This is a genomic window from Rhodanobacter sp. LX-99, from assembly GCF_018599185.1.
Taxonomy (GTDB): Bacteria; Pseudomonadota; Gammaproteobacteria; order Xanthomonadales; family Rhodanobacteraceae; genus Rhodanobacter.
The window spans coordinates 1,525,714-1,551,608 of the sequence record NZ_JAHFVL010000001.1; the positions used below are offsets into that span (position 1 = coordinate 1,525,714).

General features: G+C 68.1%; 21 protein-coding genes. 10 read left to right on the forward strand and 11 right to left on the reverse strand.

From position 1 onward, the window contains the following. The first annotated feature begins 127 nt into the window (after positions 1 to 127). From KK131_RS07180 to KK131_RS07210, 7 genes are all read left to right on the forward strand, one after another. Positions 128 to 622 (forward strand): Lrp/AsnC family transcriptional regulator, encoded by a 495-nt coding sequence (locus KK131_RS07180; protein WP_214556676.1) that lies wholly within the window; start codon positions 128 to 130, stop codon positions 620 to 622. Between the two features lie 25 nt (positions 623 to 647). Beyond that, positions 648 to 2,348, forward strand: a complete 1,701-nt coding sequence (gene acpA, locus KK131_RS07185; RefSeq protein ID WP_214555983.1) for an acid phosphatase — start codon at positions 648 to 650, stop codon at positions 2,346 to 2,348. A gap of 34 nt (positions 2,349 to 2,382) precedes the next feature. Then, a complete protein-coding gene (gene pip / locus KK131_RS07190; RefSeq protein ID WP_214555984.1) occupies positions 2,383 to 3,336 on the forward strand; it encodes a prolyl aminopeptidase in 954 nt (317 codons plus the stop codon). Positions 3,337 to 3,425: 89 nt separating this feature from the next. After that, positions 3,426 to 4,067, forward strand: a complete 642-nt coding sequence (locus KK131_RS07195) for a glutathione S-transferase family protein (RefSeq protein ID WP_214555985.1) — start codon at positions 3,426 to 3,428, stop codon at positions 4,065 to 4,067. 96 nt (positions 4,068 to 4,163) lie between these two features. Then, the gene (locus KK131_RS07200) at positions 4,164 to 6,020 is read left to right on the forward strand and encodes a M1 family metallopeptidase (protein WP_214555986.1); all 1,857 of its coding nucleotides are present in this window, start codon (positions 4,164 to 4,166) and stop codon (positions 6,018 to 6,020) included. Positions 6,021 to 6,196: 176 nt separating this feature from the next. Continuing rightward, complete coding sequence (locus tag KK131_RS07205) at positions 6,197 to 7,141, forward strand: alpha/beta fold hydrolase (protein WP_214556677.1); 945 nt, start codon at positions 6,197 to 6,199, stop codon at positions 7,139 to 7,141. A gap of 153 nt (positions 7,142 to 7,294) precedes the next feature. Next, positions 7,295 to 7,882 (forward strand): sterol desaturase family protein, encoded by a 588-nt coding sequence (locus KK131_RS07210; RefSeq protein ID WP_214555987.1) that lies wholly within the window; start codon positions 7,295 to 7,297, stop codon positions 7,880 to 7,882. Positions 7,883 to 8,106: 224 nt separating this feature from the next. Here the strand turns inward: KK131_RS07210 and KK131_RS07215 are convergent, their stop codons facing one another. The 4 genes from KK131_RS07215 to ttcA all read right to left on the reverse strand — a co-directional run bounded on the left by KK131_RS07215 (position 8,107) and on the right by ttcA (position 12,172). After that, positions 8,107 to 8,877 carry a YgjP-like metallopeptidase domain-containing protein gene (locus KK131_RS07215; protein WP_214555988.1) on the reverse strand — a complete coding sequence of 257 codons (771 nt, stop codon included), beginning with the start codon at positions 8,875 to 8,877 and terminating at the stop codon, positions 8,107 to 8,109. Positions 8,878 to 8,992: 115 nt separating this feature from the next. Continuing rightward, positions 8,993 to 9,910: a recombination-associated protein RdgC gene (locus KK131_RS07220; RefSeq protein WP_214555989.1), complete on the reverse strand. Its 918-nt coding sequence runs from the start codon at positions 9,908 to 9,910 to the stop codon at positions 8,993 to 8,995. A 161-nt stretch (positions 9,911 to 10,071) separates the two neighbouring features. Beyond that, positions 10,072 to 11,274 carry an amino acid aminotransferase gene (locus KK131_RS07225; RefSeq protein WP_214555990.1) on the reverse strand — a complete coding sequence of 401 codons (1,203 nt, stop codon included), beginning with the start codon at positions 11,272 to 11,274 and terminating at the stop codon, positions 10,072 to 10,074. Positions 11,275 to 11,314: 40 nt separating this feature from the next. Continuing rightward, positions 11,315 to 12,172, reverse strand: a complete 858-nt coding sequence (gene ttcA, locus KK131_RS07230; RefSeq protein ID WP_214555991.1) for a tRNA 2-thiocytidine(32) synthetase TtcA — start codon at positions 12,170 to 12,172, stop codon at positions 11,315 to 11,317. A gap of 108 nt (positions 12,173 to 12,280) precedes the next feature. Between ttcA and KK131_RS07235 the strand changes: the two genes are divergently transcribed. Together KK131_RS07235 and KK131_RS07240 are read left to right on the forward strand one after the other, a co-directional pair. Next, entirely contained in the window at positions 12,281 to 12,487 is a 207-nt protein-coding gene (locus tag KK131_RS07235; RefSeq protein ID WP_056388232.1) for a DUF465 domain-containing protein, read from the forward strand. Positions 12,488 to 12,506: 19 nt separating this feature from the next. After that, positions 12,507 to 13,106 (forward strand): GNAT family protein, encoded by a 600-nt coding sequence (locus KK131_RS07240; protein ID WP_214555992.1) that lies wholly within the window; start codon positions 12,507 to 12,509, stop codon positions 13,104 to 13,106. Between the two features lie 3 nt (positions 13,107 to 13,109). Here KK131_RS07240 and pssA read toward each other — a convergent pair whose 3' ends face one another. From pssA to KK131_RS07270, 7 genes are all read right to left on the reverse strand, one after another. Next, positions 13,110 to 14,501, reverse strand: a complete 1,392-nt coding sequence (gene pssA, locus KK131_RS07245) for a CDP-diacylglycerol--serine O-phosphatidyltransferase (RefSeq protein WP_214555993.1) — start codon at positions 14,499 to 14,501, stop codon at positions 13,110 to 13,112. 52 nt (positions 14,502 to 14,553) lie between these two features. Then, on the reverse strand, positions 14,554 to 14,685 hold the full coding sequence (locus tag KK131_RS17730; protein WP_284731447.1) for a hypothetical protein: 132 nt from the start codon (positions 14,683 to 14,685) through the stop codon (positions 14,554 to 14,556). Positions 14,686 to 14,736: 51 nt separating this feature from the next. Next, positions 14,737 to 17,220, reverse strand: coding sequence for a prolyl oligopeptidase family serine peptidase (locus KK131_RS07250; protein ID WP_214555994.1), 2,484 nt, complete (start codon positions 17,218 to 17,220; stop codon positions 14,737 to 14,739). A 66-nt stretch (positions 17,221 to 17,286) separates the two neighbouring features. Continuing rightward, positions 17,287 to 18,219 carry a LysR family transcriptional regulator gene (locus KK131_RS07255; protein WP_214555995.1) on the reverse strand — a complete coding sequence of 311 codons (933 nt, stop codon included), beginning with the start codon at positions 18,217 to 18,219 and terminating at the stop codon, positions 17,287 to 17,289. Positions 18,220 to 18,294: 75 nt separating this feature from the next. Continuing rightward, the gene (locus tag KK131_RS07260) at positions 18,295 to 20,229 is read right to left on the reverse strand and encodes a CocE/NonD family hydrolase (RefSeq protein WP_214555996.1); all 1,935 of its coding nucleotides are present in this window, start codon (positions 20,227 to 20,229) and stop codon (positions 18,295 to 18,297) included. Between the two features lie 2 nt (positions 20,230 to 20,231). Continuing rightward, positions 20,232 to 21,644 (reverse strand): hypothetical protein, encoded by a 1,413-nt coding sequence (locus KK131_RS07265; protein ID WP_214555997.1) that lies wholly within the window; start codon positions 21,642 to 21,644, stop codon positions 20,232 to 20,234. Positions 21,645 to 21,724: 80 nt separating this feature from the next. Next, positions 21,725 to 24,439, reverse strand: a complete 2,715-nt coding sequence (locus KK131_RS07270) for a TonB-dependent receptor (RefSeq protein WP_214555998.1) — start codon at positions 24,437 to 24,439, stop codon at positions 21,725 to 21,727. 330 nt (positions 24,440 to 24,769) lie between these two features. On the opposite strand from KK131_RS07270, the gene KK131_RS07275 reads away from it, so the two are divergent. Then, positions 24,770 to 25,894 (forward strand): CapA family protein, encoded by a 1,125-nt coding sequence (locus KK131_RS07275; RefSeq protein ID WP_214555999.1) that lies wholly within the window; start codon positions 24,770 to 24,772, stop codon positions 25,892 to 25,894. The last annotated feature ends 1 nt before the right edge of the window (position 25,895 follow it).

The following is a 25,895-nucleotide window of genomic DNA, read 5'->3' on the forward strand; positions in this document are numbered from 1 at the left end:
TTCAGCGGGGAAGTGCGCATCCTAGTCTTGCCGGTCGCGCCGCGGAATAATGCACCGGATCGTTTTCGCGATGTTTCGCCAACGATCGAAACAACCAATGAGGTATTCCGCCATGGAATCGAAAGTCATGGAACCCAGGCCCGAGCTGGACGGCAAGGACTGGCAGTTGCTGGAAGCGCTGCAACAGGACGCGCGCCTGGGCTACGCCGAGCTGGGCCGCAAGGTGCGCCTGTCCGCACCGGCGGTGGCCGAGCGGGTGAAGCGGCTGGAGGAGGCCGGGGTGATCAGCGGCTACCGCGCCACCGTCGACCCGAAGCGCCTCGGCTACGGCATCAGCGCGATGATCCGGCTGCGTTGCGACGGCATCACCTGCGCGCGCATCGGCATCCTGGTGGAAGACATCCCCGAGGTACTCGAATGCCGCCGCCTGGCCGGCGAGGATTCGGCCTTGCTGCATGTGGTGGCGATGTCGATCGGCCACCTCGAATCCGTGCTCGACCGCCTGCTGAAGACCGGCGCCAGCACCAGCACCACCACCCTGATCGTGCTGCAGACGCCGCACGAGAACCGCCCGCTGACCCGCGCGATGTGGAATGCTGCGCGCGCCATGTCGGACGATTGATCCCCTTCCCCTGCCGACTGCTTCGATGACCGACGACAACGACAAACCCGGCACGAACGGGCTCCCGGATACGCCAAGCGACGCGCCGCCCAACCCCGAGCGCCGGCGCCTGCTCGGCGGCATCGCGCTGGCCGGCGCCGCGCTCACCCTCGGCGGCTGCAAGCCGTTCGGCGAACGCCCGCCGGCACCCGCAGCTGCCGACGCGGCGTTCGATGCGCTGCTGCGCCGGCACATCCGGCACGTGGTGGTGCTGTACGCCGAGAACCGCAGCTTCAACAACCTGTTCGCGGGCTTCCCCGGCCTGGCCCAGCCGCTGCAGGCGCTCGATTCGCCCGCCTACCGCCAGCGCGACCGCGACGGCCGCCTGCTGGCGTCGCTGCCGCCGGTCTGGGGCGGGCTGGCGCCGCACGCGCAGGTGGTGGGCGGCCGCCGCTACCAGCTCGACGAACACGCGATCACCGGGCTGCCGAACCGCCCGTTCGCGCTGCGCACGCCCGACGGCGCGCCGCTGCCGCACGGCGTGATCACCCGCGACCTGGTGCACCGCTTCTACGAGAACCAGCTGCAGATCAACGGCGGCCGCAACGACGGCTTCGTCGCCTGGGGCAATACCGGCGCGATGGTGATGGGCCACTACGCCGACGGCGCCGCGAACCTGCGGCTGTGGCAGCTCGCCCGCCGGTACACCTTGTGCGACAACTTCTTCATGGGCGCGTTCGGCGGCTCCTTCCTCAACCACCAGTACCTCGCCGCGGCGCAGCCGCCGTTCTACCCGCACGCGGACCGCGGTCCGGCGAAATTCCAGATCGCCGTGGTGGAAGGCGACGACCCCACCGGCATCCGCCCGAAGCTGGCCGAGGATTCGCCGGCCAGCGCGATGCAGGGCCGCGCGAAGTTCGCCGCGCGCGACGCGCTCACCCCCGACTTCTGGGCGGTCAACACGATGGGCCCGGCCTACGCACCGGCGTTCGGCCACGACAAGCGCGACCCGCGCTTCGCCGACCCCGACAGCCCGAACACGCTGCCCGCACAGACCCACCGCACCATCGGCGACGCGCTGTCCGAAGCCGGCGTCGACTGGGCCTGGTACGCCGGCGGCTGGCAGCTGGCGCTGGACGGCCATGGCGACGGCGACCACCGCGCGTTTCCGGAAGTGCCGAACTTCCAGGTGCACCACCAGCCATTCAACTACTTCCGCCAGTTCGCGCCCGGCACGCCGGCGCGCCGGCAGCACCTGCGCGACGCCGGCATCGGTGGCAGCGCCGACAGCAACCATTTCCTTGCCGCGGCCGCGGCCGGCACGCTGCCGCCGGTGGCGTTCTACAAGCCGCAGGGCGACCTCAACATGCACGCCGGCTATTCCAGCGTGGACGCCGGCGACCGGCACCTGGCGCAGGTGGTCGAGGCGCTGCAGGCCAGCCCGCTGTGGCCGAACATGCTGGTGGTGATCACCGTCGACGAGAACGGCGGCTGGTGGGACCACGTGGCGCCGCCCAAGGGCGACCGCTGGGGGCCGGGTTCACGCATTCCCGCGCTGGTGGTGTCGCCGTTCGCGAAGAAGGGTTTCGTCGACCACACCATCTACGACACCGGCTCGATCCTGCGCTTCATCAGCCGCCGCTTCGGCCTGCAGAAGCTGGCCGGCCTCAGGCTGCGCGAGGAAGCGATGATCGCCGCCGGCGGCCCGCCGCCGGGCGACCTCACCGCCGCGCTGCAATTCGACTGATGCCTTTTCCACCCCTCACCCGAGGATGCCCGTGATGCGCGAGATGTACCCCGAGATCGAGCCGTACCGGACCCACCGCATCGCCGTCGACGCGATCCACACCTTGCACGTGGAGGAGTGCGGCAACCCCGCCGGCCTGCCGGTGGTGTTCCTGCATGGCGGACCCGGCGCCGGTCTGTCGGCCTACCATCGCCGCTTCTTCGATCCGACGCGCTACCGCATCGTGCTGTTCGACCAGCGCGGCGCCGGGCAGTCCACGCCGTTCGCCGAACTCACCGACAACACCACCTGGCACCTGGTCGCCGACATCGAGGCGATCCGCGAGCAGCTCGAGATCGAACGTTGGGTGGTGTTCGGCGGCTCCTGGGGTTCCACGTTGGCGCTGGCCTACGCGCAGGCGCATGCCGAGCGCGTGCTCGGCCTGGTGCTGCGCGGCATCTTCCTGGGCCGGCCGCAGGAACTGCGCTGGTTCAACGAAGTGGACGGCGGCGCCGCGCAGATCTTCCCCGAGCGCTGGGCGCGCTTCCTCGCCTTCATTCCCGAGGCCGAACGCGACTCGATGCTGGACGCCTACTGGCGCCGCCTCACCAGCGACGACGAAGCCACCCGGCTCGCCGCAGCGCAGGCGTGGAGCGCGTGGGAAGGCGGCAGCACCACCTTGCTGCACGATCCCGACGCCGGCGGCGATTTCGAGGACCCGCACAAGGCGGTCAGCCTGGCCGTGATGGAGGCGCACTACTTCCGCCACGCGATCTTCCTGCAACCCGACCAGCTGCTGCGCAACATCGAGCGCATCCGCCACATCCCGGCCACCATCGTGCACGGCCGCTACGACATCATCTGCCCGATGAAGAGCGCGTACGACCTCGGCCAGGCCTGGCCCGAAGCGCACCTGCACGTGGTGCTGGCCGGCCACAGCGCAACTGATCCGGCGATCGTCGACCAGTTGGTGGAAGCGACGGATCGGCTGGCGGATCGGTATTGCTGAGCAGTCGTCCACGAATCGGGCGCAAGAACTGGATAGCTACGGGGAAACACAGCGACCACACTGGGCACACACCACCACCGGAGCCGCCCGTGCTCACCCTGTTCGACTACCTGCCCTCGCAGAACGCCTGGAAGGTGCGCCAGTTGCTGCGCCATCTCGGCCGGCCGTATCGCACGGTGCCGGTGAGCATCTTCGAGGGCGAGGGCCGGAGCGAGGCTTATCGGCGGATCAATCCCACCGGCACGGTGCCGGCGATCCAACTGGAGGACGGCCGCGTGCTGGCCGAGTCGAATGCGATCCTCATGTACCTGGCCGACGGCACGCCGTACCTGCCGGGCGATCCGTTCGGGCGCGCCCAGGTGCTGCAGTGGCTGTGCTTCGAGCAGGAGCGGGTGGAATCGGTGATCGGCGCGCTGCGGCACTGGACGCTGACCGGCAAGCTGGCGCGCCGTTCGGCGGACATGATCGAGGCGAAACGCGCCGCCGCCGTGCGCACGCTGGGTATCCTGGATAGCGAACTGGCGACGCGGCCGTTCATCGCCGGCGCCGACTACGGCGTCGCCGACATCGCGCTGTTCGCCTACGCCAGCCGCGCCGAGGAAGCCGGGTTGTCGCTACAGGCGTATCCGCAATTCCGCGCGTGGGTGGCGCGGGTGGAGGCGCAGCCGGGCTTCCTCGCCGAGATGTACCCGTACGCGATGGATCCGCATTCGGTCAACGAATTGCCCTAAGAGCCTGCTCACGATCTCCAAGCACCTCGCGTTGCCATCGGGCGGCCGCCATCGCAGCAATGGCATACTCGGGGTTTTCCGGCCCGAGACTTCCCCATGCGCCTGCTGCCCGCCCTCGCCTTCGGCACGTTGTTGCTGCCGCTGGCTGCCTACGCCAACGACCCGAACTCCTACGCGCAGCCCGACCAGGTACGCGTGACCCATCTGGACCTGGACCTGACGATCGACTTCCCGCGCAAGCAGCTCGACGGCCAGGCCACGCTGAAGCTGGACTGGAAGAACCCCAGGGCGCAGTCGCTGGTGCTGGACACGCGCGACCTGAAGATCGCGAAGATCGAAGCGCTCGGCAGCGACGGCAAGGCCACGCCGCTGACATACGCGCTGGCCCCGCGCGACAAGGTGCTGGGCAGCAAGCTGACCATCGCCACGCCGAAGCATCCGGCGCAGGTGCGCATCGTCTACACCACCTCGCCCGAGGCCTCCGGCCTGCAGTGGCTGACCCCGGCGCAGACGGCCGACAAGAAGCTGCCCTTCATGTTCTCGCAGTCGGAATCCATCCACGCGCGCTCATGGGTGCCGCTGCAGGATTCGCCGGCGATCCGCTTCACCTACGACGCCCGCGTCACCGCGCCGCAGGACGTGCGCGTGGCGATGAGCGCGATCAACGACGCGAAGCATCCGCTGGACGGCAAGTTCGCGTTCAGGCAACCGCACCCGATCCCGTCCTACCTGCTGGCGATCAGCGCGGGCGACCTCGCGGTGAAGGAAACCGGGCCGCGTTCGGCCGTCTATGCGGAACCGTCGGTGGTCGGCAAGGCCGCGCACGAGTTCGAGGACACCGAGAAACTGATCGCCGCCACCGAGCAGTTGTACGGCCCGTATGCGTGGGGCCGCTACGACATCCTGGTGCTGCCGCCGTCGTTCCCGTTCGGCGGCATGGAAAACCCGAACATGACCTTCGCCACGCCGACCGTGCTGGTGGGCGACAAGAGCCTGGTCTCGCTGGTCTCGCACGAACTGGCGCACTCGTGGTCGGGCAACCTGGTGACCAGCGCCGCGTGGCGCGACATCTGGCTCAACGAGGGCTTCACCACCTACGTGCAGGGGCGCATCACCGAAGCGGTGTACGGCAAGGCGCTGGCCGACGAGGAGGCGCTGCTGTCCGCGCGCGCCTTGCAGAAAAGCATCGGCACGATGGCCGCCAACGCGCAGAAGCTGGCGCCCGACCCGCGCGGCATCGGCGCCGACGATGCGCTGTCCGACGTGGCCTACGACAAGGGCTCGTGGTTCCTGCGCACGCTGGAGCAGCGCTTCGGCCGCGACCACTTCGACGCGTACCTGAAGGGCTACTTCCACCACTTCGCGTTCCAGAGCATCACCACCGAGCAGATGCTCGACTACATGAAGCCGAACCTGATCGAGAAGTATCCCGGCAAGATGAGCTGGGATGAAGTAAAGGCATGGGTCTACGGCGAAGGCATCCCGAAGGATGCGCCGCTGCCGGACTCGCCGCGCTTCAACGCGATCGACCGCGAGCGCACGGATTTCCTCGCGGGCAAACTGGCCGCCGACAAGCTCGACGCCAAGGGCTGGAACACGCAGGAATGGATGTACTTCCTCGACCGCCTGCCCGACGTGGCGCCGCTGGACAAGCTGCGCCAACTCGACGCCGCCTGGCGCCTCACCGGCACGCCGAACGCCGAGATCGGCATGCGCTGGTACAGCCACGCGATCGCCGCCGGCGACAAGTCCGTGTGGACAGCCGCCGCCGAACACATGACCCGGATCGGCCGCATCTACCTGACCACGCCGCTGTACAAGGCGTTCGTGAAGACGCCGGAAGGCCTCTCTTATGCCGAGCAGGTCTACGCCAAGGCCAAGGCCGGCTACCACCCGCTGACCCAGCAGGTCGTAGAAGGCATCATCGCCAAGGCGAAAAGCAAGAAAAATTGATCAGAACTTTCACCCGTTCGCCCTGAGCGTAGGCCCGCAGGGCCGGAGTCGAAGGGAGCCCTTCGACTCCGCTGCGCTACGCTCAGGGTGAACGGTAGATACCCGCGCACGCCCCACGAAACCAAGACCCAGCCATGCCGCCATCAACGAACACCACCGCCCCGCTCTGGAAACGCATGCTGCTGCGCCGGCTGAAATTCCTAGGCTGGCTGGCCGCGCTGCTGGCCATCGTGCTCGGCGGCAGCTATCTGTTCGCGCCGCAGTGGCTGCTGCAGGCGAACGTCACGCGCGAGGCGATGGCGGCGCACCTGGAGAAACATTCGGTGCAGGCCGGCGATACGCACTGGGTCTACTACGAAGGCGGACAGGGGCCGACCATCGTGCTGCTGCACGGCTTCGCCGCGGACAAGAACGTCTGGCTGAAGACCGCCAAGCTGCTGACGCCGCACTTCCACCTGATCATCCCCGACCTGCCCGGCTGGGGCGACTCCTCGCAGGTGCCCGACGCCAGCTACAACATCGACGCCCAGGCCGGGCGCCTCGATGCCTTCGTGCAGACCCTGCGCCTGCAGCGCTTCCTGCTGGTCGGCCACTCGGTGGGCGGCGCGATCGCCGGCGTGTACGCCAGCGAACATCCCGAGCACGTGGCCGCTCTGGCACTGCTCGATTCGTTCGGCCTGAAGGGCAGGCAGAACGCGTTCGACAGCGACGCGCTGGCCGGCAAGAACCCGTTCGTGTACGACGACCGCGCCGGTTTCGAACGCGCCACGTCGCTGGCATTCGAGAAACCGCTCGACCTGCCCGGCCGTTTCGTCGACGTGCTGGTGAAACGCAACCAGCGCGACCATGCCTTCATCGAGCGCAGCTTTGCCGAATTGCGCGAGCCCGGACAATACCTTTCCGTGCAGAACCGGCTTGACCAGCTGAGCATGCCGGTGCTCGGCCTGTGGTGCCACGACGACCGGATCGTGGACATCTCCGCGCTGGACAGCTTGCGCAACGGCCTGACCAGCGCCAGCGCGATCAGCACCAGCACCATCAACGGCTGCAACCACATGCCGATGCTGGAAAAGCCCGAGCAGACCGCGCAAATTCTTACCGGCTTCGCGCTGTCACACTGAACACGATGCGGCACCCGCATGCAGGATGCTGAACGGACTGCCGCCGCCCTGTCACGGCATTGTGAAATGCGTGTGACACCGTGGGAGAATGCCGCCGTGACGCCGTGGTCTGGCGTACCCCATGCGCATGAAGGCGGGACGGTGCAGCAGGCGATGAAAGGGAACCCTTGGCGCATCTTCGTGGACGCGGTGGTGCGGATGTCCGCCACCCGCACCAATTACTGGGCCGAGCTCGGGGTGGACGGTGCGCTGTGCCTGCTGTTGCTGGTGCTGGGCTGGCGCAGGCATGCGGACGGACCGCTGACTGCGCTGCTGGCCCTCGGCCTGGGCCTGTTCGCCTTCAGCTTCATCGAATACTTCTTCCACCGCTGGATGTTCCACACGCGCATCCCGCTGTTCGCGCAGGGCCACGACCTGCATCACGCGCGGCCGCTGGGCTACGACTCGCTGCCGTTCTTCCTTCCTGCGGCGGTGCTGCTGGCGCTGGCCGGCGCATTCGTGCTGGTCATGCCGACCGGTTTCGCCCTGCTGCTGGCCAGTGCGATCACCTTCGGCTACATCGTCTACGGCCTGAGCCACTTCATCATCCATCACGTGCGCTTCAAGCAGCCGCTGCTGCGGCGCTGGGCCGGCGCCCACCACGTGCACCACTATCACCCCGAGAGCAACTTCGGCGTCACCACGCCGCTGTGGGACGTGCTGCTGGGCACGCGCTACGTGCGGCAGGGGCGCAAGGGCTGACCTTCATGCAGCGGTGAAGGCCGCCGCACAGCGCCGGGTGTGCGGGGCGGAGCGCGATTTGGAATGACGCCGAACCCGGCATTTTTTCGTTGGAGATCACGCAAGTCCCGCACCCTCACCCCAACCCTCTCCCACAAAGGGAGAGGGAGCAAACGTGCCGAGCGGGTTCGCACGAAAAGCTGCACGGTGAACGTACGGCGCGGGTGCTTCCTTGCTCTTGATCCTCAATCGGCCAGGTCGTCGACCAGGCGGTCGAGTTCGGCCTTCAGGATCGCGCCGTGCTGGCGCAGCCAGTCGCGCTGCTCGCGCCAGCCGGGCAGCAGGCTCTCGACCTGGCTCCAGAATCGCGGCGAATGGTTGCGTATCTTGAGATGGCACAGCTCGTGCACCAGCACGTAGCGCAGCGCGGCCGGGGGCGCCAGCGCCAGCGCGAGGTCCAGGTTGATGCGGTCGCGGGTGTCCAGGCTGCCCCACAGGCTTTTCATCGGGCGGATCTTCAGCGCGGTGGGCGCCAGCCCGAGCTGCGGCACGTAGCCGGCCAGCCAGCGCGAGACGTCGCGGCGGATCAGCGTTTCCAGGTGCGAGGCGAGCAGGCCGCGGGCGATCGGCAGGGCGCGGGTATGTGGGCGCGGGATCACCAGGGTGAGGCCGGTCGCGTGCGGCTCGATCTTCGGGTAGGTGCCTTCGGCCCAGTCCAGTTCGGCAGTCTCGCCGCGCAACGGAAAGCTGCACGGATAACCCACGCGCAGCGGCGGCAGCGGCTTCACGATCAGGTTCAGTTCGTCGAGCTTCTGCTCCAGCCATTCGGCGTGGTTGCGCAGGAACGCGCTGACCTGGGCGGGATGGGTGCCGAGCGGATAAGTCACTCGCGCGCCCTGCGGCGTCACCGTGAGGCGCAGCCGGCGCGCGCGCGGATGGGCGCTCTTCAGCACCCGGATGAGGCTGCCGCCCACCGTTGCCAATTCCAGCCAATCGCCTTCCAGATGCTGCGCCATGATCCTGCCTGCTTCTCGCCTGGCCCGTTCCGATCAAAGATGGGGATCCGCCGCCCGCAAGCGGCCGGACACCCAGTATGGCGCGCCGGGCGTCCTGGCGGTATGGATTTTTCGTTCAGCTATCGGCCGGGCGCGGCAGGCCGAACCATTCCTCCAGCTTGCCCAGCAGGCGCTCCAGTTCCAGCGTCAGCAGGGCAAAACCGGCATCCAGCTCGGCCTGGGCGTCCTGCTGGCTGTCGCCCAGCTCGTCCATCACCACGTCGAGGAACTTCAGCTTGCGCACGATCAGGTCCTCGCCCAGCACGAAGCTGATGCGGTCGTCGAAGGTGAGGCCCAGCATGAACACCTGCTTGCCGTTGCGCAGGTGCTCCTTGACCTCTTCGGCGTCCAGGTCCTGCCGGCGGCAGCGGGCGATCGCGCCGGTGGCGGTGGCCGGGTCGCGCAGTTCGCACTCGTCGCCCAGGGTCAGGCCGGCTGGCAGGTTGCCGGTGGACAACCAGTCGGTCATCAGCACGCGCGGGCCTTCCTCCGGCGCCAGCGGCACCGCGGGGAAGCTGCCCAGCGCCTCGCGCACCTGGGTCAGCGCGTTCTCGGCCGACTTGCGGCTGGAGGTGTCCAGCACCAGCCAGCCGTGTTTCCTGTCGACGTAGGCGGACATGCGCGAGTTGCGCACGAAGGCGCGCGGCAGCAGTTCGGTCAGCAGGTCTTCCTTGATCCGCTTGCGCTCGCGGCCGCCGACCTTGCGGCCTTCTTCCTCGGCGATCTTCTGCACCTTGCGATGCAGCTCGTCGTTGATCACCGCGGCCGGCAGCAGCTTGTCCTCGCCGCCCACGGTCAACAGGGTGCAGTGCTTCACCGTATGCGTGAGCGGCTCGCCTTCGCCGCGCCCGACCGGCGGCACGAAGCCCTTGGTGAACATTTCCAGCGGCCCGCACGGGCGCAGCCGGTGCTCGGCCAGCGCTTCGTCGAGGCGGCTCAAGTCATCGGCAACGGCGGGAGAAAAACGGAATAGCGTGAGGTTGCGAAAGAACATTCGATATCCGGATATTAAGAGGCCCGTAGGCAAGATTTCAGCTCCCCACACCGTTCACCCTGAGCATAGGCCCGAAGGGCCGAAGTCGAAGGGTGCCGCAGCGTGCCCTTCGACTCCGCTGCGCTACGCTCAGGGCGAACGGTGTGGGGGCTGGCAAAGCATCAGCGGGTAACGGCAGCGACCGCCGCAGCCACGGTATCGAGATTGCCGTGGTTCAGCGCCGCCACGCAGATGCGCCCGCTGTCGAGCGCATAGATCGCGTACTCGTCGCGCAGCCGGTGTACCTGCGCCTTGCTCAGGCCGGAGTAGGAGAACATGCCGGCCTGGCGGTTGATGAAGCCGAAATCCGGCGCACCCAGCGCGGCCAGCTTGTCGACGAAACCGGCGCGCATCGCGTGGATGCGCCCGCGCATGCCGCCCAGTTCCTGTTCCCAGCGCGCGCGCAGCTCGGCGCTGCCGAGCACGCCGGCGACCAGCGCGGCGCCGTGCGTGGACGGGCTGGAGTAGATCGTGCGGATGACCTGCTTGATCTTCGACTGCAGCCGCGCGGCCTCGCCGCGATCGGCGCCGACCATCGACAGCGCGCCGACGCGTTCGCCGTACAGCGAGAACGACTTGGAGTACGAATTGGCGACCACGAACGCGTCGATGCCGGACTCCGCCAGCAGGCGCACCGCGGTGGCGTCCTGTTCGGTGCCCTGGTCGAAGCCCTGGTAGGCCATGTCGACGAACGGCAGCAGCCGGCGCTCCTTCAGCAGCCCGATCACCTGCTGCCACTGCGCCGCATCCAGGTCGACGCCGGTCGGGTTGTGGCAGCACGCGTGCAGCAGCACCACGGTGCCGGGTTCCAGCTTGCCCAGGTCCTCCAGCATGCCGGCGACATCCAGGCCGTGGCTGGCCGCGCTGTAGTAGCGGTACTCCAGCAGCTCGAAGCCCGCGGTGCGGAACACCACATGATGGTTGCCCCAGCTGGGGCTGCTGATCGCGACCTTCGCGCCCGCCCCGGCCACCTGCTTCAGCAGGTCGGCCGCCACGCGCAGCGCGGCGCTGCCGCCGATGGTTTGCGCGGTAGCCACGCGGCCGGCCGTCAGCAGGGGCGACTCCGCGCCGAACACCAGTCGCTGGGTCAGCTGGTTGTACGCCGCCAGGCCGTCGATCGGCAGATAGCCGCGCGGCTTGGCCGCCGCAGCCAGCGCCTGCTCGACCTCGTGCACGGTCGGCAGCAGCGGGATGCGCCCCTGCTCGTCGACGTAGACACCCACGCCAAGGTTGATCTTGCCCGGGCGCGGATCGGCCACGTAGGTCTCGGTGAGGCCCAGGATCGGATCGCCCGGGGCCATTTCAACGGATGCAAAGAAGGACACGGCGGTTACTCGACAGACAGTGGAAGGGTGGGCGGAATGTTCAAGCTTGCCGGTTCGCGGTCTCATCCGCCGCGTCGGCAGGCCAGGCCGCGGCAGACGACGCGCCCAGCGCGAAATCGAACAGCTGGCGATCCGCCAGGTGCGAGGGTGACACATGCGCCAGCGCGCGGAAGACGTTCTCGCTGCGCCCGGGCTGCTGCTTCTCCCACTCGGCCAGCATGCGCTGCACCGCCTGGCGCTGCAGGTTGTCCTGCGAACCGCACAGGTTGCACGGGATGATCGGGAACTGCCGCTGCGCCGCGTATTCGGCGATGTCGCTCTCGCGGCAATACGCCAGCGGGCGGATCACCACGTGGCGGCCGTCGTCCGAACGCAGCTTCGGCGGCATCGCCTTCAGCTGCGCCTGGTAGAACATGTTGAGGAAGAACGTGGCGAGGATATCGTCGCGATGGTGGCCGAGCGCGATCTTCGTGATGCCGTTCGCCGCGGCCCAGGTGTACAGCGCGCCGCGGCGCAGCCGCGAACACAGGCTGCACATGGTCTTGCCCGTCGGGATCACCCGCGTCACCGTGCTGTAGGTGTCCTGCTCGATGATGTGGAACGGCACGCCGCGCGCGGTGAGGTAATCCGGCAATACGTGCCCGGGGAAATCCGGCTGCTTCTGGTCGAGGTTCACCGCGATCAGCTCGAAGCGCACCGGCGCTTTCGCCTGCAGTTGCAGCAGCAAGTCCAGCAAGGTGTAGGAATCCTTGCCGCCGGACAGGCACACCATCACCTTGTCGCCGTCCTCGATCATGCCGAAATCGCCGATCGCCTGCCCGACCTGGCGACGCAGGCGCCTGGCCAGTTTGCCGGCCTCGGCAGTAGGTGGACGGGGGATCTCGAGCAGGACGGGCATGACGGCCAATCAGACGGTGAAGAATCCCCATTGTAGCGGGCCACGCGCCCCGCTACCGCCCCGCAAACAGCGTTAAACTAGGGGTATCGCCCCCAGCAGCCGCTCGCCATGCAGGTTCAGGATCACGCCGAGATCGTCCATCTCCTGGCCGAGTTGCGGATGGAGCATCGCGACCTCGACGCGGCGATCGATCGGCTGGCTTCCGCGATCGGTCGCGACGAGTTGCAGCTGACCCGGCTGAAGAAGCGCAAGCTGCTGTTGAAGGACAACATCGCGCGGCTCGAGAGCAAGCTGATCCCCGACCTCGACGCCTGAACGCCAGACTGGATTACCCATGAATCCGTTCGCCCCGATCCGTCTGCAGGACGATCACGTCGTGCTGGAACCGCTGAGCCTGGACCACGTGCCGGCGCTGGAAGCCGCCGCCGCCGACGGCGAGCTGTGGAACCTCGCGGTCACCAGCGTGCCGCCGCCGGGACAGGCGCGCGACTACGTCGAAAAAGCGCTGCAGGGCCAGGCCGACGGACTGATGCTGCCGTTCGCCGTGCGCGAAACCGGCAGCGGCGACATCGTCGGCAGCACGCGCTATTACGAGATCGACGCCGCGCTGCCGCGCCTGGCGATCGGCTACACCTGGTACGCCAAACGCTGGCAGAAAAGCCACCTCAACACCGCCTGCAAACGCCTGCTGCTGGAGCACGCGTTCGAGACGCTGGGCTGCGTGGCGGTGGCCTTTCACACCGACGAACGGAACGAGGACTCGCAGCGCGCGATCGAGCGCCTCGGCGCGCAGCGCGAAGGCGTGTTGCGCGCGCACAAGCGTCGCACCGACGGCAGTCTGCGCAATACCGTCTGCTTCAGCATCCTCGCCGACGAGTGGCCGAACGTGGCGAACTGGCTGGGCATGCGGCTCAACCGGCTCGCCGCGGGCTGAACGTCACAGCAGGCGGTTGACCAGCCGGTCCAGCCGCGTGCGGTTCAATCGTCGCAGCAGCCTGCGCACCTCGGCCGGGTAGCGCCGCGGGCTTTCCAGCGCGCGGTAGTCGGCCAGGCGCGTGGCATGCCGGCGCAACGCCGCCCATTCCGCCGCGTGCTTCGCCTGCAGCAGGCGCGCGGGATCGCGCAGGACCAGGCCGTTTTCCAGATCCAGCGACCACGCACGCGGGTTGAGGTTGTTGCCGGTCAGCACGGCCACGTCGTCGTCGATGAACAGGCCTTTCAGGTGGTAGCTGTTGTCGCCGTCGCGCCACAGGTGCAGGTTGAGCTGGCCGCTGCCGACTTGCCGGCGGTGCGCCCGCGCGAAGCGGCGCAGGTTGTTCTCGTACAGGTACGGCAGCAGGCCGATGGTCTTGAACGGCTGCCCCGGCGGAATGTAGAAATCGTTGGCGGTCTTGTCGCCGACCATGATGTCGATGCTGCAGCCGCGCCGCAGCAGCTGGCCCAGCACGATGCGCAACGGCCGCGGCAGATTGAAGTACGGCGTCAGCAGGATCACCCGCTGGCGCGTGCCGCGCAGCAGCGCCAGCAAGGCCTCGCTGAGCGTGTTGTCGCCGCGGCCGAAGCCGGGCAGCGGCGTCACCGCCACCTCGCCGGCATCCAACGTGTCGCACGGCACCTCGTACGCGGCGCGCTGCAGGTCGTGGCGGAACTCGCGGATCGCCGGCTGCAGGGCTTTCGTCGACGGCGGCTCGCCTTCGTCGAGGCGGCGCACCGCTTCGCTGCCGGCGAAGTGCCGCTGCACGAAGCCCGCCATCGCGTCGGCCAGGCCGCGATGCCGCAGCAGGTGGTAGCGGTCGAGCCGGTAGCGCCCGTGCCGCACCAGGTAGACGTCGTTGAGGCTGGCGCCGCTGTACAGCACGGCGTCGTCGATCACGAAGCCCTTCAGGTGCAGCACGCCGAACAGCTCGCGGTTCTGCACCGGCACGCCGTAGATGTCGACGCCCGGGCCGAGCCGCGCGGCGTATTCGCGGTACATGCCCGCGTTGCCCTCGCTCTTCTGCTTGCCGATCAGGCCGCGCCGCGCGCGATGCCAGTCGACGAACACCGACACCTGCAACCCCGGCTGCCGCGCCTTCGCCGCATACAGCGCATCGAGCACTTCGCGGCCGCCGTCGTCGTCCTGCAGGTACAGCGCGACGATCACGATGCGTCGGGTGGCCTGCTCGATCAGGTGCAGCAGTGTCTGCCGGAACGCGGCCGGATCGGGCAGCACGGCGATGGCGTCGGCCGGCACCGCGAAGAACGGCAGCTCGGCATGCGTCTCCGGCTTGCGCCGGAACGGCAGCATGCGGCGCGCGAGACGGCCCGGTGCGGTGATCAACTTGTTCATGGCGAGATCGGCAGACGACAGCGCGCATCATCGCAAACCGCGCACGGCACGCCTACCGCCGCTGCTTGCCAGCCGCGCGCGGTTGCACCTCGATGGTGGCGGTCATGCCGGCGGCGATCAGCGTGTCGTCCGGCCGGCGGTGGCCGGCGCCGATCGCGACGCACAACAGTACGCGCCGGGCCAACCGCACCCGGTTGAAGACGGGTTGATGTCAGCCACCCTCGTCGGCGGCAGATCAGCGGAGTCGTGCCGCCGCCTCCGCCGAGTCGACCACGCCGGCACCGCGCTTGACGTGGCGTTCCAGCCACTGGTCCTGTTCCCACAGCACGTGCAGCACCGACTCGCGCGCACGGTAGGCGTGGCTTTCCCGCGGCAGCAGCACCAGTCGCGCCGGCGCGCCCAACGCCTTCAGCGCGTCGAAGTAGCGCTCGCTCTGCATCGTGTGGGTGCCGGCGTTGCCGTCGTCCTCGCCGTGGATCAGCAGCAGCGGCGTTTTCATCCGCCCGGCATGCAGGAACGGCGACATGCGTTCGTAGACCTCGGGCGCCTGCCAGTAGGTGCGTTCCTCGCGCTGAAAACCGAACGGAGTCAGTGTGCGGTTGTAGGCACCGCTGCGCGCGATGCCGGCGGCAAACCAGTCGGTATGGGTGAGCAGGTTGGCGACCATGAACGCGCCGTACGAATGCCCGCCGATGGCGACCCGCCGCCGGTCGATGTAGCCGAGCGCATCCACCGCATCGATCGCCGCCCTGGCGTTGGCCAGCAGTTGCGGCAGATAGGTGTCGTTGGGTTCGTGCCTGCCCGCACCGACGATCGGGAAGGCGGCCTGGTCGAGCACGGCATAGCCGCGGCCGACCCAGTACACCGGCGATTTGAAGTCGAGCCGGGTGAAGCGGTTCGGGTTGGCGGTGATCTGGGCGGCGCTGTCCTTGTCCTTGTATTCGACCGGGTAGGCCCAGATCAGCAACGGCAGCTTGTCTTTGCCGCGGCGATCGTAGCCAGCCGGCAGATACAGCACGCCGCTCAATCCCACACCATCGGCGCGCCGATAGTCGAGCACCTGCTTGTGCACGCCGCGCAACGATGGGTAGGGCGCACCAAAGCGGGTCAGCTGCCGCGGCGGCGCGGTCGTCGCCAGAGTACGCAGGTAGTAGTCGGGGTAATCGCTGGGTGATTCGATCCGCACCAATGCGGTGGTGGCTGCGGTGCCGGCCAGCTCCACGATGGTTTCGGCGCGGTCGCGCAAGCTGGAGCGGTACTGGCGCTGGCGCTGTCCTGTCGCCAGGTCGATCCGGTCGACGAACGGGAACGGCCCCTCGGCGCCGTAGCCCTCGCCGACCAGCCAGGCGTGGCCGCCGTCCAGGCGCAGTACGGGTTCGCCCTGGCCATTGCGAATCATCGAAAAGCGACCCGGGTCGGCGTAACGATCCTGCGCGTCACGCTGGAACAGCAACCGCGGCGGCGCCGGATGTGCCGGAGAAAATGCGTAGGTGCGGGTATCGCGCGTATCCCACCATTCATCGTCGACGACGGCATGGCCGTCGTCGCCCCAGAGCACGCCCTTGAAGCGGTTGACCGTCTTCAGCAGCAGGCGGGGCGCGGCGTTGAACGGTGCCGCCCAGCCATACAGCCCGTCGCGAAACGCGACAGGGTTGGCCGGATCGCCGCGATCGAGAGCCTCGACCCAGACCAGGGTCGCCGCGGCGTCGGCGCGCCAGCCCAGGCTGCGCCGGCCTTCGCGTACCGCCATGCGCCCGCGCGGCAGGTTGTCGCTGCGCGGCACCCGCGCCACCGTCAGCACCGGCTTGCCATCACGATCGAGCAAATCGTGGCGTGCAGGAAACCGGTCCAGCGGCGCGCTGTGCGAAAACGGTTGCTGCAGCGAGTCGACCAGCAGATACGACCCGTCCGGCGAGAACTGCGTGCCGCGATACATGCCCGGCCCCGCCCAGTGGCTGGCCGCGCCCTGCAGCGGCACCCGCACCAGCACCGAGGTGGTCAGCGCCTCGAAATTGGCGTCGTCGACCGGGCTCGTCAGCATGTCCCGATAGGTGCGATTCGATGCCTTGCTGCCATCGCTGACGCTGACGATCGGCCCTGCCGGGATCGCCGCCTGCGGATCGGTGAGCGCCCGCGGCGACGCCGGCAACATCCGCACCAGCAGCGCGCGACCGTCCTTGAACCAGGTGATCGGATTGCCCAGGCTGGCGTTGGCGCGCGCGTCGGTGAGCCGGCGTGCGCTGGCGCTGGCCAGATCCAGCACCCAGATCTCGACACCCTCGTCGGCGGTGTGGGTAAAGGCCAGGCGGGTCTCGTCGGGCGACCAGGTGAAGTACGCCAGCCGCGCCCGCGGCGGCAACCCGCTGACCGGGATGGGACCCGTCGCATCGCCCCGCCGCAATGCCAGGCCGCGGCTGTAGGCGAGCCGGACCGGCCGGTTGTCGCTGAGCGTGATGGTGTTGGCGACGTGCGTGCGCGGATCGATGCGCAGCCCGCCCAGGCGCAGTTCCGGCGCGGACAGCTCGGCCAGCGGCGGATAGGCATCCTGTTCCAGCAGTACCAGGACCGCCTGACGGCTGTCGCTGATCACTTCCGGTGCCGCTGGCGCATCCGCCAGTGCCAGGATCTCCGCAGGCGGCTGCCGGTAAGTCGGCGGCGTCTGCGCCGCCACGCTCGCCGTCAGCATCGCCAGCATCGGGAACAGCCATGCTCGGATCATCCGGGTCGGTACTCCTGGGTGGGTGGATGGGAAAACCGACCGCTCACCGGCGCGACGACAACGGCATCATGCGGGCCGCGGCTTGCGCGGCTTCGACGGCGCCCGCCCCGACAGCGCGGCGCGGCAATGCTGGTAGAACGCTTCGGTCAACGGCGTCTCGCGCACATTGGCCGACGACATGAACACGTACTCCTGCTCGATCACCGGCGCGAAACGGCGGATGCACACGCCGGTCCACAGCGAGCGGCGCGACAGCAGCTCGTTGACGATGGCGATGCCGACGCCCTCGGCTGCCAGCGCACAGGCCGCGCCGACGTTGTGGGTCTCCAGCCGCACGTTCGGATGCACCCCGGCCTGCTGGAACGCCCGGCCGATCCGCATGCGGGTGTCGCCACCGCGGTGGCCAACCAGAATGAGCGGTTCGCCGGCCAGTTCCCTGGCGCCGATCGCGCGCTTGCCCGCCGACAGCGGATGCGCAGGCGGCAATACGCAGACCGTGGGGCTGCTGATCAATGGCCGCAGGCGGATCCCGGGGTGATCCAGCGGCAGCTTGCCGAAACCGCAGTCGGCGGTGCGCGTCGCGACCAGGTTCATCACGGTCGGCCGGGTGCGCGAATCGATGTTGATATGGATCTTCGGATGCAGCGTCAGAAAGGTGGCGACCAGTTTCACCAGCGGCCCTTCGGCGAAACTCGGCGGCGCCACCACGCGCAGCTGCCCGGCATTGGTCTGGCGGATGTCCTTGGCCAGCACGTTGATCCGCTCGACGCCCTGCAGGGCCAGATCCACCTCCTCGAACAGCATCAGCGCCTGCGAGGTCGGCAGCAGCCGGCCCTTGCTGCGATGGAACAGCTTGAAACCCAGCTCGGCTTCGAACTGCGCCAGCAGCCGGCTGACCGCCGGCTGGCTGAAACCCAGGCTGCGCGCCGCCGCAGTCACCGAACCGACCTGGATGATTTCGCGGAAGGCTTCCAGGGTCTTGATATTGTCGAGTCTCATGGCTGGGCGGCACCTGGCGGCTATGAATGGGCTGCCTGTGAACGTACACGATCGCGACGGGAGCCGGCACCGCTCTTATCCATCGTCGCGCAGCGGCAACACCGGCAACAGCAACTGCGACGGATGCGCGCGATCCATGTGCACGCGGTTGTGCGCCACCCGCGCCTCGCACCAGCGGCCCGGCGCGGCGCCGGTGTTCGGGTTGAGATCGAAGTGCGGATAGTTGCTGCTGGACACGTCCAGCCGGATCCGGTGCCCCTGCCTGAACCGGTTGGCGGTGGCGAAGGCCTCGACCTCGATCTCGACCACTTCCCCCGGCACCAGCAGGCGCGGCTGCTCCCACGAATCCCGGTAGCGCAGGCGCAGGATGCCGTCGCTGAGATTCATGGCGAAACCCTGCGGGTAGTCCGCGCTGGGCGGGTACTCGTCGATCAGCTTGATCGTGATGTCGGTGTCCACGCAGTCGGACGACACGAACAGCCGCGCGCGAATGCCGCCGGCGATCTCGACATCCTGCGTCAGCGGCGCGCTGCGGAAACACAGCACGTCGTCGCGCTCGCCGATATCGCGACCGCTGCCGCTGCAGCCGAAGAAGCGTGCGTCGTCGCGCTGGTCGAACGCGCCCGGCGGCATGATCTCCTCGGCCGAGGTGATGGTGCCGCCGATGGTCGGTACCGGCCGTGCCGGGTCATAGACATAGTCCAGCGCCGCGAGCGGATCCGTCGACGGCGCGGCATCGAGCCGGCCATCGGCGTGCAGGTGCAACGCCCGCGTGGTGGTGCCGGGCAACGGCCAGTCGTCGGCATGCAGCCAGCGCCCGCCATGTTCCAGCCGGCCCTCGGCGTTGCGCCGGCCGCTGCCGCCGCCCATCACGAAGATCGATACCCGGCCGCGCGCAAACGGATCGTCGCCGCTTCGCCCCAGCACGTGGTCGTACCATGCGCGGCGCAACTGGTAGAACGAACCGCCGAAGGCGGCATCCAGGGTCGACTGCGGCCCGAAGTCGACATCGCCCGCATGTGTCTGCGAGCGCCGGCCGTGGATCCACGGCCCCATCACCAGGTGCACCGGCGCGCGCTTGCGCCGCGACAGGCCGAGGTAATTGTCGGTAGCGGTGCGTACGTACGGGTCGTACCAGCTCGACATGTGCACCATCGGCACGTCGGCATAGCGGTCGTAATGGCGTTCGCCGCACAGTTCGACCTGCTGCCAGTACGCGCTGAAATCGCCGTGCTCCCACTGCTCGAACAGGTAATCCTCGTACTCCGGCGCGGCGCTGACCGGCGAGTCGCCGCGCGCCCACGGCATGCGCCGGAACCAGGCGCGGATGTCCTGCGCCTGCAGCGCCGCTTTGCGCAGCGGATCCTGTTGCGTGAGCGGGCTCAGCAACGCGTGCTTGTACGCCCAGGTCGCCTGCTTGAGTTCGAACGCACCGCCCTGGCGAATGCCGCCCTGGTAGGCGTTGGAGAACCCGCCGGAGTCGACGAACTGCGCCGTCAGCGCCGCCGGCGCAAGGCTGCCCAGCGCGGTCTGCACGTGCGCGCAGTACGACAACCCCTGGGTCAGCACGCGGCCGTCGCTCCACGGCTGCGCCGCCAGCCATGCCAGCGTGTCGTAGCCGTCCTCGGCCTCGTTGGTGTACTTGGTGAACACGCCCTGCGAACGGTAGCGGCCGCGGCAATCCTGCATCGCCACCACGAAACCGTGGCTGGCGAACCAGCGCGCGATCTGCGGTTTCGACAGCGGCAGCGGCTGCCCCGCCACGACGTCCGACTGCGCAGTGCCGGACTTGTCGTACGGCGTGCGCTCCAGCAGGCACGGCCAACGCGTTGCGGCGGAACCTTCCGCCGCCACCGGCACGTACAGGTCGACGGCCAGTTGCACGCCATCGCGCATTGCCACCATCACATCCGGGCTGAGGCTCACTGCGTACGGGCCTTCGCCCAGGCCCGCCGCCACGCCGTCAACACCACTCGCAAGTGCGTGCTGCATGCCGCTGTCGATCGCCATGCTCAATAACCGATCCGCGTGGCGATCAACAAAAACACCATCGCCACCGCGGTCAGCGCCAGGGTCAGCGGCAACATGAAACGCACCCACTGGCCGTAGGGCACCTTCGCCATCGCCAGCATCGCCAGCATCAGCCCGGAGGTGGGGCTGACCATCGCCATCAGGCCGTTGCCGAACAGGTACGCCAGCACCACCGAGTTGCCGTGCAGACCCGACAGCTGCCCGATCGGCCACAGGATCGGAATGCTGATCGCGGCCTTGGCCGAGGTCGACGGAATCAGGACATCCAGGCCCGCCTCGGTGAACATGATGGCCAGCGACGCAATCCACGACGACTGCTCGTGGATCAGTCCGGCCATCCCATGGACCACCGTGTCGAGGATCTGCGCCTGCTGCAGCAGCACGTGGATGGCGCCGGCCAGGCCGATCAGCAGCGAGGGCAGGATCATGCCCTTGATGCCGTCGATGAAGGCGTCCGCGCTGGCACGCGCGCCCAGGCCGCCGACCACGGCAAGCACCGCGGTGACCGCCAGATAGAACGCGCTGAGTTCGTTGTAGTGCCAGTCCCAGGTGCGCCCGGCGTAGACCATCAGCACGATCGCCAGGCCCAGCAGCAGCAGCACGCCCATGTGGCGCCCGGACAGGGACCGTGCATCGGCCGCGAAATCCGCCTTGACGAAACCGCTGCGGCGGATGCGGTGCAGCAGGTAGGCAATGCCGATCGGCAGGAAGATCCCCAGCACCGCCAGGCGCATGCCGAAGCCGCTGAAGATCGGCACCTGCACGATGCCCTGCGCGATCGGCAGCACCACCGGATTGCTGACCGAGGCGATGTAGCCGATCTTGGCCGCGATCAGCAGCATGGCCACCGCGTACAGCCCGTTGAGCCGCAGCCGTTCGGCCATCGACAGCAGCACCGGCAGCACCACCAGGTATTCCGAAATCAAGCCGAGGAACGAACTGCCCGCCGCCAGCGCGCACATCAGCACCGGCGCCAGCAGGTAGACGTTGCCGCGCGAGCGGTGCACCAGCTGGTCCAGCCCGGCGTCCAGCGCGCCGGTCTGCTTGAACACGCCGAACATGCCGCCGACGAACATCACCATGAAGATCAGCGGCGCGTTGCGGGCCAGGCCCAGCGGGATCGACTGCAGCACGGTGACCACGCCGGCCGGTCGGGCCAGTTCGTCGACGCCGCCCAGACCGAGCAGGTGCAGCCAGTCGCGGGACTTCTCGACCACCATGTACGTTCCCGGCACCACCCGTCCATCGACGCGCTGGAACGTGCCCGAATCCAGCACGTAGGTCAGCACCGCGCACAGCAGCAACACGGACAGCAGCATCAGCACCGGATGCACGTCGATCGCGCGGCGGGGGCGGCCTGCGGGTTTGTCGCCAGTGACGGGGCTCTTGGCCATGCCGGGAGTTTCCATGTGTTTGACGAAGCCTCACGGCACCGGCGGCCGCCCGTATCGCACGGACGCCGCCGGCGCTTGCCTCAGAGGTTGATTGCCGCCTTCACGTAAATGAAGCGGCCGCGCGGGTTGTAGGTGCTCATGTCGAAGTTCAGGTCGCCGCCATTGACATAGGACAACGGTGGCTCCTTGTCGAACAGGTTCTGCACACCCACGGTGAACGTCACCGGTTGCGACTGCAGCGTATACGCGCCCCACACGTCATGCGTCAGCTGCACCGGGATCCGGCCGTATCCCGGCGCCGGACCCTCGTCGGTGTTGCCGATGTAGTGCATGCTCCAGTTCGCCGACCACAGGCCGAGCGACCAGTCGAGGCTGGTGTTGGCTTTCCAGCGCGGGAAACTTTCGCGCGCGATGTCCGACTTGCCGGCCCGCGCCGCCACCCGCACCTGCCCGTTGGGCAGGGTGTCATAGCGGTCGAACGCACTGAGATAGGCGGCGTTGAACATCAGGTCGAAGTTGCCCGCGGCCATCTTCGGCAACTGGTAGCGCAAGGTCGTATCGACGCCGCTGGCCTTGATCCGGTTCAGGTTGATCGGGCCGTCGATGAGGTTGACGATCTCGCCGCTGCTGTCGCGCGTGACCAGGTTGCAGCGCTGGCCGGTACTGGCGCACAGGTTGAGCAGGTTCTGCGAACCGAAGCTGGAGATCGCCTCTTTCAGGTCGATGTCGTACCAGTCCACCGACCAGCTCAGGCCCTTGGCGAAGCCGGGCGTGTAGATGAAACCGGTGCTGCGGTTGACCGAGGTTTCCGGCTGCAGGTCGGGGTTGCCGCCCACGGTCGAGAGGATCGAGCCGCCCGAATAATTGCTCTGGTCGTAGCTGGCCGGCACCCCGACGCAACCGGGCTTGCCGGCACCGCCGCCGTTGCACGGATCGATGGCCGGCAGGTTGGTCTGACGCAGGCCTGCATAGAGCTCGTTGATCGAGGGGGCGCGGAAGCCCTGTGCCCAGGTGCTGCGCACCATCAGGTCCTCCCACGGGCGCCAGACCAGGCCGAGCTTGCTGTTGGTGGTGCCGCCGAACGTGCTGTAGCGCGAGTGGCGCGTGGCCGCGGACAGTTCCAGTTGCTTCACCAGCGGCAGGTCCGCCAGCAGCGGCACGTTGAACTCGACGTAGGCCTCCTTCAGATCGTAGGAGCCGCTCGTCGGCAGGCGCGGCGCCGAAGTGGTCTTGCGGCTGTAGCTGATGAATTCCGGCGTCTGGTTGAAGTACGCACTCGGCTCGTCGTAGCCGGATTCCTTGCGGTACTCGACACCCGCCGCGAACGCCAGCATGCCGGCCGGCAGCGCGAACAGGTCGCCGGTGAGGTTGGCGGTGAAGTCATGCTGCTTGGTGCCGTTGCGGTCCACGCCGTTGGCGCGGATGTAGTTGGCCATGTCCGGGGTGATCGTGCCGAAAATGTTCAGCGGCACGCAGCCGTTGGCCACGCAGCGGTCGTTCGGACCCAGCGCCAGCGCCACCTTGTCCAGGTCGATCTGGTTGGCCGAGGTCCACTTCGCCTTGTTCTGCGCGTAGGTATAGAAGCTGTTCCACGACCAGCCGTTGGTGAAGTCTCCCTCGAAGCCCGCGGCCAGGCGCATCGTGTTCACGTTCTGCGTGTTGATGCGCGGACCCAGCTCGGTGATCGCCCGCACCACTTCGAAGCTGGTGCCGCTGCCCTGGAACGGCACCCCGAACGGGTTGTACGGGTGGTCGGCCGGGATCGTCATGCCATCGCCGCCGCGGATGCGCGGCGTGGCTGCCGGGAAGCGCTGGCTCGACTCGCGGGTGTTGTACAGGCCCTCGGTCACGAACGTGACGGAGTCGCCGAGATGGAAGCGCAACTGGCCGTAAAGGCCAGCCCGATCCAGCGGCCCGATCAGGGTCGTGTCGGGCGTCTCGTTGTAGACGTCGGTGGCCGGCACGTCCAGGCGGTAGCCGCCGTTGCCGTCGCGCACGAACGCCTTGGTGCCGAAGCTGCCCACCGCCGTGCTGTTCTTGAAGCGGCCCGCCGGCGTGTTGCGGCTCAACCCCTGCAGCGGCGTGTTCGAGAAGTCGCGGTCGCCGGCAAGAATCTCCTTGCTCGACGCGACCGTCGCCGATACCAGCGCCGAACCCCAGTCGCCCGACTTGCCCCACAGGAAATCCTCGTTGTGGGTGAAGCCGTCACCCTTGTCGGTGGTGCCGACATAGGAACTGAGCTTGAGCCCGTCGAAGCTGCTGTAGGTAATGATGTTGACCACGCCGGCAATCGCATCGGCGCCGTAGATGGCAGTGGCGCCGTCCAGCAGCACCTCGACCCGTTCGACCGCGGCCAGCGGGATCGTGTTGAGGTCGACGAAGTCGCGGAAACCGCGGGTACCCGCGCCGTTCACCCAGCGCCGCCCGTTGACCAGCACCAGCGAGCGGTTGGCGCCCAGGTTGCGCAGGTTCAGCGAACTGGAGCCATGGCTGGTACCGCCGGAGCCGGTCGAGTTGAAGCTGGAGCCGACCGACGGCAGCTCCTGCAGCAACTCGCCGACCGAGACCACGCCGGTCGATTCGATCTCGCTGCGCTCCATCGTGAACACCGGACTCGCCGCCGTCTCGTCCTTGCGGCGGATGCGCGAACCGACCACGCTGACCGCTTCCAGCGTCTTCGCCTCACTGGCGGAATCGACGGCACCGGCGTTCGCTTCCTGCGCGTCGGCGGGCAGCGTGACGCCACCCGCACCCAGCGCCCCGGCAATCGCCACCATCATCAAACTCCGGCGCATGCCACGCCGTGTCGGCCCATTATTCGTCATTTCGTTCATCACCCCTCCCAAGGAATCGGCATCAACTTGTCTGCAAGCCCATCGCGGGCATGATTCCGAGTAATTCATGCGCGGATAACTTATGCAATCTTATCGGCCCATGTAATGCGCCCATGCGTTTTTGATATGAGTTTCCCGTGCTGGTGAATACGCTTGCGTCCGGCCCGCCCGGCATGTGTTGCTAGGCACGGACGACGTGGCGAATACCCACGCGACCATGACGTCGCCGCGGCAGGCATGCACAGGCCTGGCGTTCGTCCGGTACCGTTTCCTTATCACCACGGGGGCAGCATGACCGAGTCCTGCAATCATCAGCGCCGTCGGCTCATGGCCGGGCTGGCAGCCGCGCCGGCGCTGTTGCTGTGCGGAGCGAAACGCCTCTCGCCAGCGCAGACCCTGACGCTGGCCGGGCAGGCCCTGATTGCCCACGATCTGTGCGCCGACGCCTACCCCGGGCTCGCCGCCGTCATCGCGGAAATCCGCCGCGGCGACGTCGCCATGACCGACCTGGAGACGGCGATCCGCACCCGCGCATCCGGGGCTCCGACCCGCGAGGGCGTCTTCCTGCACGAGGCAGGCACCGACGAATTGCGTTGCCTGCGCACGCTCGGTTTCGACATGCTCGCGCTGGCCAACAACCATGCCGGCGATTTCGGCCGCGACGGCATGCTGGCGACGCTGCAGGCAACGCATGAAGCCGGTTTCCATACTGCCGGCAGCGGCCGCAACCTCGCCGACGCCAGCCGCGCGGCGCGCTTCGCCACCGCCGGGCAACCGGTGGCCCTGGTCGCCATGGCCGCCGGCAAGATCCGCGACGGTGCAGCGGCCACCGCCACCCTGCCCGGCATCAACGAACTGCGACTCGTCGCGCACGGCCAACCGGAAAACGGGGACGTCGAGCGCATCCATGCGGCGATCCGCGATGTCGCCGGCTCGACCCGCGTCGTCGCCTGCCTGCACAACCACGACTGGGGCGACGACATGCGCGTGACCCGCGCATGGACCCGCCGCTTCGCCAGATCCTGCATCGACGCGGGAGCCAGCGCGTTCTTCGCGCACGGCGCACCGCTGCTGCATGGGATCGAGCTGCATCGCGACGCGCCGATCTTCTATTGCCTCGGCAGCCTGATCTTCCATTCGCGCACCGCCCCCGGCCATTACCCCCCGGAGGTCTGGGAAAGCGCCATCGCGCACCTGCACTACCGCGACGGACGATTGCGCCGGCTCGAACTGGTGCCGGTCGTGCTCAACGAGCGCGGCGACGACGCCGCGCGCCAGAACGAGACCCGCGGCCGTCCGCGGATTGCCACGGGTGATGATGCGCAGCGCATCCTCACCCGCCTGCAGGCGCTCAGCAGTGCGTTTGGTACCTCGCTGCGGATCGCACGGGCACGCGGCTGGATCGAAGTGGGCTGAA

Bases quoted from the DNA above. Each gene is read 5' to 3' on its own strand.
- KK131_RS07265 (WP_214555997.1), bottom strand. From the start codon at position 21,644: ATGGCCAAGAGCCCCGTCACTGGCGACAAACCCGCAGGCCGCCCCCGC.
- acpA (WP_214555983.1), top strand. From the start codon at position 648: ATGACCGACGACAACGACAAACCCGGCACGAACGGGCTCCCGGATACG.
- KK131_RS07180 (WP_214556676.1), top strand. From the start codon at position 128: ATGGAACCCAGGCCCGAGCTGGACGGCAAGGACTGGCAGTTGCTGGAA.
- KK131_RS07215 (WP_214555988.1), bottom strand. From the start codon at position 8,877: ATGGCGCAGCATCTGGAAGGCGATTGGCTGGAATTGGCAACGGTGGGC.
- KK131_RS07200 (WP_214555986.1), top strand. From the start codon at position 4,164: ATGCGCCTGCTGCCCGCCCTCGCCTTCGGCACGTTGTTGCTGCCGCTG.
- pssA (WP_214555993.1), bottom strand. From the start codon at position 14,501: ATGAACAAGTTGATCACCGCACCGGGCCGTCTCGCGCGCCGCATGCTG.
- KK131_RS07250 (WP_214555994.1), bottom strand. From the start codon at position 17,220: ATGATCCGAGCATGGCTGTTCCCGATGCTGGCGATGCTGACGGCGAGC.
- pip (WP_214555984.1), top strand. From the start codon at position 2,383: ATGCGCGAGATGTACCCCGAGATCGAGCCGTACCGGACCCACCGCATC.
- KK131_RS07210 (WP_214555987.1), top strand. From the start codon at position 7,295: ATGAAAGGGAACCCTTGGCGCATCTTCGTGGACGCGGTGGTGCGGATG.
- KK131_RS07275 (WP_214555999.1), top strand. From the start codon at position 24,770: ATGACCGAGTCCTGCAATCATCAGCGCCGTCGGCTCATGGCCGGGCTG.
- KK131_RS07270 (WP_214555998.1), bottom strand. From the start codon at position 24,439: ATGCGCCGGAGTTTGATGATGGTGGCGATTGCCGGGGCGCTGGGTGCG.
- ttcA (WP_214555991.1), bottom strand. From the start codon at position 12,172: ATGCCCGTCCTGCTCGAGATCCCCCGTCCACCTACTGCCGAGGCCGGC.
- KK131_RS07260 (WP_214555996.1), bottom strand. From the start codon at position 20,229: ATGGCGATCGACAGCGGCATGCAGCACGCACTTGCGAGTGGTGTTGAC.
- KK131_RS07235 (WP_056388232.1), top strand. From the start codon at position 12,281: ATGCAGGTTCAGGATCACGCCGAGATCGTCCATCTCCTGGCCGAGTTG.
- KK131_RS07240 (WP_214555992.1), top strand. From the start codon at position 12,507: ATGAATCCGTTCGCCCCGATCCGTCTGCAGGACGATCACGTCGTGCTG.
- KK131_RS07220 (WP_214555989.1), bottom strand. From the start codon at position 9,910: ATGTTCTTTCGCAACCTCACGCTATTCCGTTTTTCTCCCGCCGTTGCC.
- KK131_RS07255 (WP_214555995.1), bottom strand. From the start codon at position 18,219: ATGAGACTCGACAATATCAAGACCCTGGAAGCCTTCCGCGAAATCATC.
- KK131_RS07205 (WP_214556677.1), top strand. From the start codon at position 6,197: ATGCTGCTGCGCCGGCTGAAATTCCTAGGCTGGCTGGCCGCGCTGCTG.